This is a genomic window from Kocuria salsicia (assembly GCF_007681555.1).
In the GTDB taxonomy this organism is placed as follows: Bacteria; Actinomycetota; Actinomycetes; order Actinomycetales; family Micrococcaceae; genus Kocuria; species Kocuria salsicia.
The window spans coordinates 1-13,312 of sequence record NZ_VELE01000008.1 but is presented as its reverse complement, the minus strand read 5'-3'; the positions used below and the strand labels follow the sequence as shown (position 1 = coordinate 13,312).

The following is a 13,312-nucleotide window of genomic DNA, read 5'->3' as shown; positions in this document are numbered from 1 at the left end:
CTGTCCTCCCCGGCGCCCGGGCCGTCAGACCTCGTGGGGATTCAGCCACTCCCACACCACCTCGTCCCCCTCTGCCGTGGGATGCACGCCGTCCGCCAGCAGGTCGGAGCGCCCGGCGAGCGCGTTCCACGGGTCGAGGAGGTCCCGGTTCGTGGCGGCCGCCCAGTGCAGCAGCGCAGCCTTGCGCTCCACGGCCACGAGCGGATCAGCGGCCAGGTACGCCCACGCCATCGCCCCGTCCGTGAGGTGCACGCGGCGGCACGCATGGTCCGCGACCTCGTAGTCGTCCGCTGCGACGAGCTGCTCGCCCGTGAGCCGCAGGATCCCGCCGTCCACCGCCCCGCCGATGTGCCGTGGGCAGCCCGGTGCCGGGGCCCGGCACCTCCGCCGTGGCCAGGGACGGCCCAACGACCGCCCACCCTGGTCCGTGACACTCCCGCGACCTACCCTGGGACCGGCCCACGCGGCGTCGCCGGACGCGGCGGACGAACCCGAACGAGGAGACGCTCATGGACCCCTTTGTCACCCCCGAGTGGCTGGCCGAGCACCGTGACGAGGTGGTGCTCGCGGACGCGCGCATGTACCTGGACGGGCGCAGCGCGGAGGCCGAGTACCTGCAGGGGCACCTGCCGGGCGCGGTGTTCGTGGACGTGGGCGCGGACCTCGCCGCACCGGCCTCGCCGGAGGGCGGGCGACACCCCTTGCCGTCGCCGGAGGACTTCGCGGCGGCCATGTCCCGCGCGGGCATCGGGGACGACGCCGTGGTGGTCGCCTACGACGACGTCGGCGGCGTGATGGCCGCGCGTCTCGTGTGGCTGCTGCGCACCACCGGCCACCGCGCCGCGCTGCTCGACGGCGGCCTGGACACCGCCGTCGAGCTCGAGAAGAAGCGGGCCGTGCTGCCCGCCGCAGACTTCGCCCCGGTTCCGTGGCCGCGAGAGGCCCTGGCGACCATCGACGAGGCCGCGCACGGTGCCGCGGTGGTGGATGCCCGGGACGCCACCCGGTACGCGGGCAACGCGCCGGACCCCGTGGACCCCCGCTCGGGCCACATCCCGGGCGCGGTCAACATCCCGTGCCGCAGCCACCTGACCCAGGACAGGACGCTGCGCCCCACCGCCGAGCTGCGCGATGCCTTCGAGCGTGCGGGCGTGACGGACGCGGACCAGATGATCTCCTACTGCGGCTCCGGCGTGACGGCGTGCCACAACCTGCTCGTGGCGGAGCACGCGGGTCTCGGGATGGGCCGGCTCTTCCCCGGCAGCTGGTCCCAGTACTCGCACACGGACCGTCCTGTGGAGACCTCCCCGGAGCCCGGTCCGGCGGCCTGAGACTCCCGGACGGGTACTTACGGTTTCCCGTGCGCAGTGCCAAGATGAAAGTCCGACAGCGACGATGCAGACGCAGGAGGCACGATCATGACCCAGCAGCCCGAGACCCCGGACCCCATCCAGTCCGCCGGCCAGATCGACGATCCGGACCAGCCCACCACTGTGGCTGGCCAGGACGACTCCCGCGCCGGGCGGGACACCCAGCCTGATGACGCGGCGGACGGGGACCCCGAACAACCCCGCTTCACCCCGGTGCACGGAGACGCGAGCGCCCGTGATGCGCGCCCCGCGGACCGCACGACCGGAGGCAAGCCGCCCAAGGCCGTGCAAGAGACGGGCCTCCCCGTGGTGCCCGAGGGAACCGTGGACGCCCAGGGCGCCCGCCAGGTCGATTCCGAGGCGCTCGCTGGCACCCGCAAGTTCCAGCCGCCGGCCGGAGCGGACAACCCCAACGTATCGGCCAACCCGGCGAACCGGGAGGACGTCAACCCGGCCGCTTCGAAAGGCGACGCCGCGGGCTACGAGCGCGCCGAGGACATCCCCGTGGTGGAGCCTGTGCGCCACTCGGTCCCGGTCGAGGAGCGCGTAGAGGCGCAGGCGCGCGACTACGACCTCCAGACAACTGAGGACGGCGAGCGCTACCTGACGCCCACGGACGAGAACCCCACCGGCTGAACGCTCGCGTGATCTCTCATGCCCGGCCCGGCACCCGCCGGACCGGGCGTTTCCGTCCCCGGGGGAATGGACCCGCGCGGGCCGGGGTGGGCCCGCCTCGCCGAGGCGCTGGCAGCGGACGAGGAGGACTGCCCGGTGCGTAACAATCGCGCCACATTCCCCGTTTGTCGGCCGTTCGGAGCCGCCTGTCCCCAGAAGAGGGAAAACCGTCTTGCGTGAACGTTTCCGCACGTCAACACAGGTTTGACGTGCGTCGAGACCGGGCTGCATGCAGACGCAAAATCACGAGACGGTTACATCGCCGTTTGTGCGTTGCCTCGCCCGGGTCTTCTTGTCACCCTGTTTGCTATGGCGAACAGGACTTCAGTGAAGACGTGGGTGGCCGGGTGTGCCCTGATCGGGGCCTTCGCGGTGACCGGCTGCGGTGGTGCAGCACCCTCGGCCGGGGACCCCCCCAGTGTCTCCGGGGACGCGCAGGGAGCAAGCCCGAGCGGCTCCGGCGGGGACGCCGCGGCGTCGTCGAACCCGTCCGGCGCGGCCTCGTCCGAGGCGACCTCGACCGAAGCAGCCCAGCCCGGGGCGACGCAGACGGGCACCACCGCGAGCCCGGACAGCAGTGAAGCCACCTACGAGCTCACCAAGACCTACACGGACCCGGACGGCCTGTTCACGGTCAAGTACCCCGAGAGCTGGAAGGCTCAGGAGAACCGCGGCTATCTGGAGCTGAGCAACCCAGACGGCAAGGTCAAGGGCAACGTGGCCTCCACCGCCACGCGCGCGCCGCGCGGCGAGTGGTTCACCAGGCCCATCCATCCCTTGATCGGTGACGAGACGGAGCTGTCCAAGCAGCTGCGCGAGAAGGTGTCCACGTACTCCACCTACGTGCCCGCACCGCCGCGCAGCGACAAGGCCGACTCCGTGCTGTGGGGCCTCACGGAGGGGGACAAACGGGGCATCGTCTCGATCCCCGGGGGCGGCAAGCGCAACGAGCTGTGGGCGGAGTTCTACTACTCCCCCGTGAACGAGGGCCACCGGCCCCTGCCCCAGCGTGAAGGGGTGGAGCTGGTCAACCAGATCAACCAGACGGAGGACGCGGGCACCGTGGACGCGATCCTCAAGTCCATCCGGGTGGGCGGCTGACGCCCCCACCACGGCTGCAGACGGGGCTGCACACGCGGGGAGAGGGAGCCGGCGCGGTCATCCTGGCAGGACACCCATGACGAGGTTCACGGTGGCCGCCAGGATGACCGTGCTGAAGATGTAGGACAGCAGGCAGTGGCGCAGGATGATAGCGCGCAGGCCCGTGGTCACCACGTTGTTGTCCGAGACCTGGAACGTCATGCCCAGGTTGAAGGAGAAGTACAGGAAGTCCACGTAGCGCGGCGCGTCCTGGGTGTTGAAGTCGATTCCGCCCGTGGGCTTTTTGTAGTACTCGTGGGCGTAGCGCGCCCCGTACATCAGGTGCAGCATGGCCCACGTGAGCAGGATGCCCAGCAGCCCCAGCACGGCTCCGGTGGTGCGGGTCTCGGCGCCTCCGCGCACCAGGATCACCATGATGGTCAGCAGGTTCACCAGGGACAGCGCCACCACGAGCGCCTCCTGCACGATGGGCTGGATGTCCTCCCGCACGGAGTTCTCCCCGGTGCGCTCGGCGGACATGGGCCACAGCACGGACACCGCCATCACCACGTAGGCCAGGGACACCGCGCACGCCCCCACCAGCACCGCCAGCAGCCCGTCCAGGAACAGTGCCGAGGCGGCCCCGGCGGCCACCCCGATCACCACCGCGGCGGCAAGTCTCGAGTGGGCGGAGATGGGCCGCCGGTCGGTTGTCGTCATGCGTCCAGGCTAGTGGGCGCGCCCGGGCGGCGTGGCGGCGTCGTTGCGGTGACTCCGGTGCAGGCGCGGCCGCGCGCCCGCTCCGGCAGGTCCGTGAGGCAGGGTGCTCAGCGCAGCGCCACGGGGAGGCTCTCGAGCAGCCGCAGCCAGATCTCGGAGACCGTGGGGTAGCTGGGCACGGCGTGGCGCAGCAACTTCACGGGCACCCTCCCCACGATCGCGATGGTCGCCCCGTGGACCAGTTCGGTGGCCTCCGGTCCCACGAACGTGGCGCCCAGGAGACACCCCGAGTTCTCGTCCACCACGAGTTTGGCGTGCCCGGCGGCGTCGTCCCGCGTCAGGGCGGCACCGGCGGCACCGGTGATCGGGGCCTCCGCCACGACGACGCCGTGCCCCGCCTCCCGCGCCTCGGCCTCGGTCATGCCCACGGCTCCCACCGGGGGATCGGTGAACACGGCCTGCGGCACGGGAACGGGACCGTCCGGGGCGGTCTCGTGCCGTCCGGCGAGTCGGGAGCCGAGCACGCGGGCCTCGTACTTGCCCATGTGGGTGAGCAGGGCGGTGCCGGCGGCGTCCCCGATCAGATTCAGCCAGTGCGGCAGCCGCCCGGCGCGAGCGTCCTCCGGGGTGACCCCCACGGACGCCAGCCCCAGGTCGGTGAGGCGCGGTGTGCGGCCGGTGGCCACGAGCACCTCGTCCACCTCCAGCGGACCGCCCGTGGTGCGCAGCCGGACCGTGCCGCCGTGAATCCGGCCGAGACCGGTGTCCCGTGCATCCTCGCGGTGGGCGGTCTCCACAGTCGTGTTCAGCCGCACGTCCACCCCGGCGTCCTCCAGGCCCGCGCGGACGAGCTCCCCCACGAACGGTTCGTTCTTCGCGAGCAGCGCGTCGCCGCGCACGAGCAGCGTGACGGAGGAGCCGAGCGCGGCCAGCCAGGTGGCGGCCTCCACGGCCACCACGCCGCCGCCCACGATCGCCAGGCGCGGCGGGACCTCCACGACCCCGGTGGCGTCCTTGGAGCTCCACGCGTGCAGACCCTCCAGTGCGGGCGGGACCACCTCGACGGAGCCGGTGGCGACCACCACCGCTCGCCGGGCGGCCAGCGTCCGCTCGCCGTCCGGACCGGTGACCCGGACGGTGCGGGGCCCCGTGATCTCGCCGTGCCCGCGCACCACGCGCAGACCGGCGCCCTCCGCCCAGCGGACCTGCCCGGCGTCGTCGTAGTGGGAGACCCACGCGTCCCGGCGCGCGAGCAGCTCCCGCACCCGGACGGCCGGGGAGTCCACGCCGTCCAGGTGCGCGGCGGTGCGCGCCACCTCCACGGGGCGCAGCAGGGCCTTGCTGGGCATGCACGCGTAGTACGAGCAGTCCCCGCCCAGCAGCGACTCCTCCACGATCACGGCGGACAGCCCGCCCTCGTGCGCGTACTGCGCCACGTTCTCCCCCACGGGACCGCCGCCGATCACGACGACGTCCGCGACGTCCTCCGCGCTCGTGCCGGTTTTCGGGGTGCTCTGGTTCGCGGTGGTCATGAGGGCTCCGTTCGTCGTGGGTGTGGGGCGAGTCTAGATGGATGGTGCGCACCGCTGTTCCCGGTGCGGCCCCGGCGCTGGTTGCCCAGCCGCGTCCATGCGCGGGCGTGTGCGAGGCTGACGAGATGACTCAGCTGACCCGCCAGGAAAATGTCTTCGTCCTCGACATCAGTGACTCGCCCAAGGGCGACCACCGCTTCACGTACGAGCGGATGCAGGCCATCGACGCCGCCCTCACGCAGGTGGAGTCCACGCCCGGGGACCTCGCGCTGGTGATCACGGCGCAGGGCAAGTTCTTCTCGAACGGTCTCGTGCCGGATCTGTTCGTCGAGCCCGGATACGGCAAGGCGTTCCAGGGACTCCTCGCCCGTCTCCTGGTCCTGGAGGTCCCCACCGTCTGCGCGGCCAACGGCCACTGCTACGGCGGTGGGCTGCTGCTGGCCCTGGCGTGCGACGAGCGCTGCGCCCGGTCGGAGCGCGGGTTCCTGTGCCTCCCGGAGACCTCCATCGGGGTCCCGTTCACCTCCGGGCTAACCGCCCTGGTCTCCGCACGCCTCGCGCCGCGCGAGGTCCACCGTGCGATGATCCTGTCCCAGCGCTACGACGCCCCCGCGGCCGCCGCGGCAGGAATTGTCGACGACGCCGTTCCCGGCGCGGATCTGCTGGCCCACGCCGTGCGCCGGGCCGGTGAGCTGAGCCCGCTCCGCGGCTCCGTCCTGGCCACGAACAAGCGGCGGCGGTACGCGGACGTGGTGGACGCGCTGCACCGCCCAGAGCAGCTCACCGTGAAAACGGACGCCTGAGCCAACCTCTTGATGCTGTGCGTACGCGGCGCACCACCCGAGCCACACTGTCTTCGCGCCAGCATGTCGTGGGACGGGTGGGACTGGCGCGGTGGGCTCACGCCCGCCCGTGTTCCACGGCCGGTGACAACTGAAAGAAGCCGCAGCACTCAACGAACGCAAGAAGTCAGTGCGTGATAGGGACAGTGGCGTCCCACGACCACGCGTCTAACCGAGGGCATTCGCCCAGGGGTGCTCGACCGCAGCTGTAGAGAAGCACGGCAGTGGGATCACCGGTGGGTGAGTTGGGGAAGAGCCGATCCAGTAGTGGCGTGCACAAGGTCGCGGGTGGCTTCCATTCCAGACGCAGGCCACAGGCCATGTCATAGGTGTGGACAAGGACCTCGACGGCACCCATTGCAGCGAACCCGGAGCCGTCCGACACTCCATAGGGGTGCCAGCCCGTGGCCTCGGGCCGGGCGTTCTCGACGGCCAGCTCAAGCATTCGGCCGCACATGGCGATTGCGTCAAGAATCTGGCGGTTAGTTGCGTTCGGATCGATCACGGCGTCAATGGGCAGATAGTTGTCCTGGGGTTCGGCGATCATCTGGGACGCGTAGGAGAACAGATCGTCTGCCACGTGCGCCGCCGTGTCACGGCAGGACCACTCCACGTCGCCGGCGGGTGCCGCCCATGATATGTCTGCAACGGCGCCCAGAAGCGACCGCATCTGCATAACCGAATCGCTGAGCACATTCGTCATCGAGTCCATGCGTCGATATTAGTGCCGCGCCGTCCTGAAGCGCTCTGGAGTTCTTCCCATAGCGGGGTACGAGAGGGCGTGGACAAGCCACCGCCCCCATCGGGGGGGTAGGTAGATAGGTTGGGCTCATCACGAGCTCCGTCTTCTGGCATCCCTCGGTTACTACTGTCTCAGGGGACCGCGAGCTTCTGCAGCGACAGTTGGCGCTCATAGGAACTGTGTCGCGTGCAGTGCTATCACGGTCGCAGTCACTGCCAGCCAAAGGTGCGCAAGTGCCGAAGCGTGAGCTTCTACTGGAGATCGCGTATATAGGCTGCGTTCCCGAGAATCGCTGGTTTGTACCTGTCAATGTCCGCCGTGGTGACGTGCTCGGCGATCACTTGGAGAAGGGTCGCGATGGCATCGTTGGGGCGGCCTGCCGCATGCATCGTCACGGCTTGGAAGGTCGCCAGCGAAGGCGAATCAGGGAAGGTCTGCCGGGCCGTTCTGAACACGGCCAGTGACTCCTCCACGCGGCCGATGTTTCGCAAGGTCGAACCGTACTGCAGGTAGCAACGGCGTAAGAGGTCACCACTGAGTCCGTGGGCGAGAGCCCGCTCGTAGAAGTTGGCCGCCTTTTCTTCCTGGCCGTCCGTGTCGTAGGCACCCCCGATCTCGTACAGCACACGCGGGTTCTCCGGATGCGCTCGGTAGAGGGGCTCCAGCGCGTCGATGGTGGGTTGCATGTTGCTGCGGTCGCGCGCCGCAACGATCCGATCGAGTTGAGCGTCAAGGTTCATGGGCGAATTATTGCACCCAGAACCTCTCCAGCACTCCAATTTTCAGCAGGGCATCAACGTCAGCCCATGGTTCCCCAGGAAAGTCTGGGGCGGTCAAGGCTCGCATTGTCGAGAACCCACGTCGCGACCTCCCGGGGAGAAACCTCCGCCAAATAGACCCGCTGGCCACTCACGTAGCGATAATGTTCTTCGGCCTCCGGATCTGGGTCGTGTTCGCCGGGAAAACGCGCGTTTCCTCTCGGCACCGAGACGCTGAACGGAACATCAACCCACACGGAACCATCCCACTCATCGCGCAGATCAGGGCGATGCAGAAAAATCCCGTCTACCAGCACCAGGGACTGCTGCACGGATAGGTGACAGGTGTTAGGCAGCCACATCGAGTGCTGTGGTCATGATGGTTTCGACCTCGATCGGAGTCAATCGCCCGAGTCGGTCCTGACGCCGGCGGAGGTGATACGTCCGCTCGATCCAGGACACAATCTCGACCCTGAGCGTGTCACGGTTCGCCCACGACTGGCGGTCAAGGACGTTCTTCTGCAACAGCGCGAAGAAGCTTTCCATCGCCGCGTTGTCACCACAGGCCGCCACGCGCCCCATGGATCCGCGCAACCCGTGGCGCTTGAGCGCGGACACGAACGTTCGGCTCCGAAACTGCAATCCTCGATCCGAATGCACGATGCACTCGCTCACGTCATGGCCCTCACCTCGACCCCGCGCGAGGGCAGAATCCAGGGCCGCGACCGCCAATCGAGCTTTCATACGGTCGCCGATCGCGTACCCGGCGATCCTGCCCGAGTAGACGTCTTTCACGGCGCACAACTACACCTTGCCTTCCCGGGTGCGGTGTTCAGCGACGTCGGCCAACCACACCTCGTTCACCTGAATCGGCCCGGGTTCTCTGCCGCTACTTTGTGGGTGCGGGCTCTCGGGTGAGGGGCTCGTAGTGGAGCGTCTCGGACTCTACCGGGGTCAGCATCCCCAGGGAGCCGTGGAGGCGCCGGTTGTTGTACCAGTCGACCCAGCCGGCAGTCGCGAACTCGACGTCTGAGAGCGTCCGGAACGGGCCGTGGTGGAAGACGGTGGTGCGGATGCACTTGGTCTTGAACAGCCCATTGACCGTCTCCATGAGCGCGTTATCGAACGCATCGCCGACGGTCCCGATCGAGCGAGCGATGCCCGCGAGGTCGAGGTGCTCGGTGTACCGGATCGACGTGTACTGCGATTCGGCATCGCTGTGCGCCACCAAAGAGCCTGGTGAGACCTGGTTTCCTTCGCATTCCCACTGCCACAGCGCGATCCGCAGTGGCGTCATGACGAGATCGGTGCGCATGCTCGAGGACGCGAGCCAGCCCACGATCCGCTGAGCGAACACGTCGACGACGAACGCGACGTACACGAACCCGGCCCAGGTGCGGACGCAAGTGAAATCGGTGACCCAGACCAGGTTCGGAGCCGGGGCCGTGAAGTCGCGATTGAGCAGGTCACCCGCCCGTTTCCCATCAGGGTTCGGGATGGTGGTGCGCAGCTTCTTCGCCCGCCGGATACCTTCGAGGCCGAGGGTGCGCATCGCCCGGTCCACCGCCCCACGGGAGGTGCCGGCCAGGCCTTCCTGACGGCGGAGCAACGCGACCCACTTCCGCCGCCCGTAGAGCCCTTCAGGGGTCATCTGCCACCGCTGGGTGGTGGCGTTGAACGTCCAGGCCAGCTCACGGATCTTGTCCTCAACCAGAGCGTCTGTGACGGTCCGATCGGTGACGCGGGCCGGGTGCTTCAAGGACCGGTAGGTGCGTGCAGCGATGCTCAGACCCTGCTGAGACAGGACGCGGAGGATCGATTCGACTGCATAGCCCTCGGCGCGCATCTCGTCGATGAACGCGCAGATCAGCGGTTTCGGGGGTCGAGCTCCCCCGCGAAGAAAATCGAGGCCCGGCGCAGGATCTCATTGTCCTCCCGCAGCCGCTTGTTCTCGGTCTTCAACCGTTTGACCTCGGCAGACTCCTCGCTGGTGACGCCGGGACGGGTCCCATCATCGACCTCGGCCTGGGCCAGCCAGCGCCGAACGGACTCCCGCGAAACGCCCTCCCGCCGGGCGACCGCGGTAACTGCGGCAGTGAGGGTGGGGTACTCCTGGGCGTGCTCCCTGACGAGCCGCACGCACCTCGCGCGCAGCTGGGGATCGATCTTCTTGGGCATGCTGTCCATCCTTCAGGACTCAAACAGCAGCGGCATCAAGCCCGGGCCGATTCAGATAGCATGACGCCATGACAACAGAACAAATTGAGTCTTCCGACGAAGACGAGCTGCTCACTAGGTCGCTATCCCGTGAAGAGCGTGAAGACCTCGAGCAAAAGAACGAATCCCCAATATCCGTGACGTTTGCCACGCAGGATTACCCCATTGATGGTCTTGTAAAGCGACTTGAGAAAGGCTCCATGTTGATTCCCCAGTTTCGGGGAAACGATGATCGCGTCAAGACTGCCGGCTTTCAGCGCGGGTTTGTATGGTCTAAAGGCCAGATGGACAAGTTTATTGAATCTCTGCTGCTCGGATACCCCATACCTGGAATTTTCCTCATTAAGCAGCATGAAGATAATAGGCTACTCATTCTCGATGGCCAGCAACGGCTTGAAACACTAAGGCGCTTCTATGCCGGGGTGCATGAGGGTCGTGTTTTTTCCCTCTCCAATGTGGGTGAGCAATTTGAGGGACTGACATACAATAGTTTAGATGAGAGTTTCAAAATCAAGCTCGATGATTCATACATGCAGGCAACAATTGTTTCGGCCGATGGTTCAGATGAGGTCGATGATGCTATATATCAAATTTTTGAGCGGCTCAACTCTGGGGGGACCCAGCTCACGCCCCATGAAATTAGAGTAGCGCTTTACGCGGGTAATTTAATGTCTGCAATTGAACGTTTAAACGAAGATGATAATTGGCGCTCTCTGTACGGCAGAAAGTCGAAGCGAATCCGAGATCACGAGCTGGTAATGCGGATTCTGGCGCTGTACGAGGAGAGCGCAAAATATAAAAGGCCGCTAAAGCAGTTTCTTAACGGATATGCGAAATCCCATCGTAAGCAAAATGTGGATACTTTAAGGGCGGGCCACTACTTCATAGATGCCGCCCTGCAAATTGAAACCCAGGTAGGAAGCGGTGCGTTTCGTCGCAAGGGCGGCGCGCAGGTGAACGCCGCTCAGGCTGAGGCAGTCATGGTCGCGGTAATGGAAGCTGCGTCTAAGGGACTAGTCCCTTCGGACCTCTTAGGAAAGATTACTGCCTTGCAGTCTGATCAAGAATTTATCGCCTCCACTACGAAGTCTACGGCGGACAATGACGCTGTTCAGCAGCGCCTTGCCAAGGCCAAGGAATATCTGATCGACCATGGGTAAATCCGGCACTCCTGGGTGGCCTCCAGCGTCAATTCGCCAACGCATAAACAATCATCAAGAGCTGGAAGATATGGTTCGAACATTGAATGCCGAAATGCCCGATGCGGTTGAGAGGGCTTTAACAAGGTACTTGGTTGTCCGATCCGCAGGGCTAGTAGAAGCGGTAAGAGATGACGCAACCGACCTACATTGCCAACGAGTAGGATCCCCCCGTCTTTACCGACGGGTATCATCCGGCCTGCGATCCGGTCAAGGTGTGAGGCCAAGGCAGTTGGTCGACTACTTGGCTACCTTCGACCTGGATTGGCGCAGCGAGCTCGAACAATTCTTGAGTGAAGATGATAGCAGACGATCCGATGATTTAGGAGCGCTTGTAAATTCGAGGAAAAAGATCGCGCACGGTGACGGCGACCAAGTAACCTCACGTAATGCTCTTCAGTGGTCTCAAACCGCTTTAGAGGTTGCCAAATGGCTTGTCGATCGTTTTGACCCGAACTGAGAAAACCTTACTGATCGCCAGTGGCCTTACGTGCGGTATTGATTTTAGAAACCACGGGCCTGCTCACGCCATGTGTGCGAGCGACCTCGGAGACGCTATGGCCAGCGCGTAGATCACGGAGCATCGCCTCGCGTTGAGCGTTAGTGATCCTTGCTCGCTTGTTGGTGCGAGAAGGGGGCTGCTGTACGGATAGGTGACATCTGATCTAGCTTGCCCGTAGGGCGGCCTGGACGGATGTGCACTATGCCTGCTCCCTGCCCTCAGGAGTTCCGCGACGATGTCGTGCGCGTCGCGAGGAACCGTGAGGATGGCGTCACGATCGCGCAGATCGCGAAGGACTTCGGCGTCCACGAGATGACGCTGCATAAATGGATCCGCCAAGCCGACATCGACGACGGCAACCGTCCCGGCAAGTCGCGCGAGGAGTCCTCCGAGCTGCGTGATGCGCGTAAGCGGATCCGGCTGCTGGAGCAGGAGGACGAGGTCTTGCGCCGCGCCGCTGCGTATCTCTCGCAGGCGAACCTGCCCGGAAAATCCTCTTCCCCCGCAAGCGGGAGGTGCCCCCACCGCTCGTGAACGAGCTCGCTGCCGACGGTATCCCCGTCGCGGTGTCCCTGCGGGTCCTGAAGCTCTCCCGCCAGCCCTACTACCGATGGCGGAAACAACAGGTCACGGAGTCTGAGCTGGTCGAGGCCTACCGGGCGAACGCGTTGTTCGACGCCCACCGCGATGATCCCGAGTTCGGGTATCGGTTCCTGGTCGGCGAAGCGGAGGCCGCTGGCCAGCTCATGTGCGAGCGGACCGCGTGGCGGATCTGCCGGGACAATCAGTGGTGGTCCGTGTTCGGCAAGAAGCGCGGCAAGAACGGAAAGCGCCCCGGGCCGCCGGTCCACGATGACCTCGTGAAGCGTGACTTCTCCGCTGACGACACCAACGAACTCTGGCTGACCGATATCACCGAGCACTGGACAAAAGATGGCAAGCTCTACCTCTGCGCCATCAAGGACGTGTTCTCCGGCCGGATCGTCGGCTACTCGATCAGCGACAGGATGAAGCCCACCTCGCGGTGAACGCCCTGGACAACGCGATATCCCGACGTCGCGGCGCCGCTGGCTGCATCGTCCACTCGGACACAGGGTCCCAGTTCAAGTCGCGGAAGTTCGTGCACGCTCTGAACCGTCATCACCTCGTGGGCTCGATGGGGAAAGTCGGCGCTGCCGGCGACAACGCCGCGATGGAGTCCTTCTTCTCGCTGCTGCAGAAGAACGTCCTGGATCGCAAGAGCTGGCGGACCCGAGAAGAGCTCCGAATCGCGATCATCACCTGGATCGAGCGGACCTACCACCGCCGTCGCCGACAGGCCCGCCTCGGTCGATTGACCCCTATCGAATACGAGACCATCATGAACCCGGCCGTGAGCCTCGCGGCCTGACACCCCAACTGTCACCTGTTCGTGCGGCAGCCCCCAGGTGTTCGGCCAGGCACGTGAGGGTTTCATGACGACTCATACCCGGAGTCTCCCAGCCGTGTCCGGGATGACCGACCGTCGTGCACGGAAGAGCTGATACCCGGTCTGGATAATTTTCGTTTGCGATATTCACATGCGTGAAGTTCCATCCCAGAGACCACAACGTCATGACCCGCAACAGCTAGTTGTACTGACCGGGGACGTTGATCAATCGTGAGAAGGGCGGTTGGTTGCCGCACGCCGTGTGGG

At 65.8% G+C, this 13,312-nt stretch carries 13 protein-coding genes and 2 pseudogenes; 7 read left to right on the top strand and 8 right to left on the bottom strand.

Annotated features, from left to right (window positions below):
- Positions 1 to 24: 24 nt before the first annotated feature.
- On the bottom strand, positions 25 to 336 hold the full coding sequence (locus FS770_RS10475) for a hypothetical protein (RefSeq protein WP_094393337.1): 312 nt from the start codon (positions 334 to 336) through the stop codon (positions 25 to 27).
- A 173-nt stretch (positions 337 to 509) separates the two neighbouring features.
- Between FS770_RS10475 and FS770_RS10470 the strand changes: the two genes are divergently transcribed.
- The 3 genes from FS770_RS10470 to FS770_RS10460 all read left to right on the top strand — a co-directional run bounded on the left by FS770_RS10470 (position 510) and on the right by FS770_RS10460 (position 3,146).
- Entirely contained in the window at positions 510 to 1,331 is an 822-nt protein-coding gene (locus FS770_RS10470) for a sulfurtransferase (RefSeq protein WP_145011655.1), read from the top strand.
- A gap of 87 nt (positions 1,332 to 1,418) precedes the next feature.
- On the top strand, positions 1,419 to 2,006 hold the full coding sequence (locus FS770_RS10465; protein ID WP_144942973.1) for a hypothetical protein: 588 nt from the start codon (positions 1,419 to 1,421) through the stop codon (positions 2,004 to 2,006).
- Positions 2,007 to 2,354: 348 nt separating this feature from the next.
- A complete protein-coding gene (locus tag FS770_RS10460; protein WP_186366757.1) occupies positions 2,355 to 3,146 on the top strand; it encodes a hypothetical protein in 792 nt (263 codons plus the stop codon).
- A gap of 57 nt (positions 3,147 to 3,203) precedes the next feature.
- Here the strand turns inward: FS770_RS10460 and FS770_RS10455 are convergent, their stop codons facing one another.
- Positions 3,204 to 3,845, bottom strand: coding sequence for a DUF1345 domain-containing protein (locus tag FS770_RS10455; protein ID WP_145011652.1), 642 nt, complete (start codon positions 3,843 to 3,845; stop codon positions 3,204 to 3,206).
- Between the two features lie 107 nt (positions 3,846 to 3,952).
- Complete coding sequence (locus FS770_RS10450) at positions 3,953 to 5,377, bottom strand: dihydrolipoyl dehydrogenase family protein (protein ID WP_145011649.1); 1,425 nt, start codon at positions 5,375 to 5,377, stop codon at positions 3,953 to 3,955.
- 125 nt (positions 5,378 to 5,502) lie between these two features.
- Between FS770_RS10450 and FS770_RS10445 the strand changes: the two genes are divergently transcribed.
- Entirely contained in the window at positions 5,503 to 6,180 is a 678-nt protein-coding gene (locus FS770_RS10445; RefSeq protein WP_145011646.1) for an enoyl-CoA hydratase/isomerase family protein, read from the top strand.
- A 166-nt stretch (positions 6,181 to 6,346) separates the two neighbouring features.
- Here the strand turns inward: FS770_RS10445 and FS770_RS10440 are convergent, their stop codons facing one another.
- The 5 genes and pseudogenes from FS770_RS10440 to FS770_RS10420 all read right to left on the bottom strand — a co-directional run bounded on the left by FS770_RS10440 (position 6,347) and on the right by FS770_RS10420 (position 9,897).
- Positions 6,347 to 6,931, bottom strand: a complete 585-nt coding sequence (locus FS770_RS10440) for a maleylpyruvate isomerase N-terminal domain-containing protein (protein ID WP_121031278.1) — start codon at positions 6,929 to 6,931, stop codon at positions 6,347 to 6,349.
- Positions 6,932 to 7,212: 281 nt separating this feature from the next.
- Complete coding sequence (locus FS770_RS10435; RefSeq protein WP_145011643.1) at positions 7,213 to 7,701, bottom strand: tetratricopeptide repeat protein; 489 nt, start codon at positions 7,699 to 7,701, stop codon at positions 7,213 to 7,215.
- 59 nt (positions 7,702 to 7,760) lie between these two features.
- The gene (locus tag FS770_RS10430) at positions 7,761 to 8,051 is read right to left on the bottom strand and encodes a nucleoside/nucleotide kinase family protein (protein ID WP_145011640.1); all 291 of its coding nucleotides are present in this window, start codon (positions 8,049 to 8,051) and stop codon (positions 7,761 to 7,763) included.
- 16 nt (positions 8,052 to 8,067) lie between these two features.
- A pseudogene (locus FS770_RS10425) lies at positions 8,068 to 8,580 on the bottom strand (IS3 family transposase); the annotation flags it as partial.
- A 28-nt stretch (positions 8,581 to 8,608) separates the two neighbouring features.
- Positions 8,609 to 9,897 (bottom strand): IS3 family transposase gene (locus FS770_RS10420; protein WP_145011634.1). Its coding sequence is split into 2 segments (ribosomal slippage): positions 8,609 to 9,624 and positions 9,624 to 9,897, totalling 1,290 coding nucleotides; the frame shifts between segments, so codons are not numbered across the junction.
- A 68-nt stretch (positions 9,898 to 9,965) separates the two neighbouring features.
- Between FS770_RS10420 and FS770_RS10415 the strand changes: the two genes are divergently transcribed.
- The 3 genes and pseudogenes from FS770_RS10415 to FS770_RS10400 all read left to right on the top strand — a co-directional run bounded on the left by FS770_RS10415 (position 9,966) and on the right by FS770_RS10400 (position 13,027).
- On the top strand, positions 9,966 to 11,096 hold the full coding sequence (locus FS770_RS10415; protein WP_121031270.1) for a DUF262 domain-containing protein: 1,131 nt from the start codon (positions 9,966 to 9,968) through the stop codon (positions 11,094 to 11,096).
- Positions 11,097 to 11,379: 283 nt separating this feature from the next.
- On the top strand, positions 11,380 to 11,595 hold the full coding sequence (locus FS770_RS10410) for a hypothetical protein (RefSeq protein WP_145011631.1): 216 nt from the start codon (positions 11,380 to 11,382) through the stop codon (positions 11,593 to 11,595).
- 243 nt (positions 11,596 to 11,838) lie between these two features.
- Positions 11,839 to 13,027, top strand: a pseudogene (locus tag FS770_RS10400) (IS3 family transposase).
- Positions 13,028 to 13,312: the final 285 nt, after the last annotated feature.

Coding starts and splice junctions, on each gene's coding strand:
- FS770_RS10460 (WP_186366757.1), top strand. CDS start 2,355: ATGGCGAACAGGACTTCAGTGAAGACGTGGGTGGCCGGGTGTGCCCTG.
- FS770_RS10465 (WP_144942973.1), top strand. CDS start 1,419: ATGACCCAGCAGCCCGAGACCCCGGACCCCATCCAGTCCGCCGGCCAG.
- FS770_RS10435 (WP_145011643.1), bottom strand. CDS start 7,701: ATGAACCTTGACGCTCAACTCGATCGGATCGTTGCGGCGCGCGACCGC.
- FS770_RS10455 (WP_145011652.1), bottom strand. CDS start 3,845: ATGACGACAACCGACCGGCGGCCCATCTCCGCCCACTCGAGACTTGCC.
- FS770_RS10445 (WP_145011646.1), top strand. CDS start 5,503: ATGACTCAGCTGACCCGCCAGGAAAATGTCTTCGTCCTCGACATCAGT.
- FS770_RS10440 (WP_121031278.1), bottom strand. CDS start 6,931: ATGGACTCGATGACGAATGTGCTCAGCGATTCGGTTATGCAGATGCGG.
- FS770_RS10470 (WP_145011655.1), top strand. CDS start 510: ATGGACCCCTTTGTCACCCCCGAGTGGCTGGCCGAGCACCGTGACGAG.
- FS770_RS10450 (WP_145011649.1), bottom strand. CDS start 5,377: ATGACCACCGCGAACCAGAGCACCCCGAAAACCGGCACGAGCGCGGAG.
- FS770_RS10415 (WP_121031270.1), top strand. CDS start 9,966: ATGACAACAGAACAAATTGAGTCTTCCGACGAAGACGAGCTGCTCACT.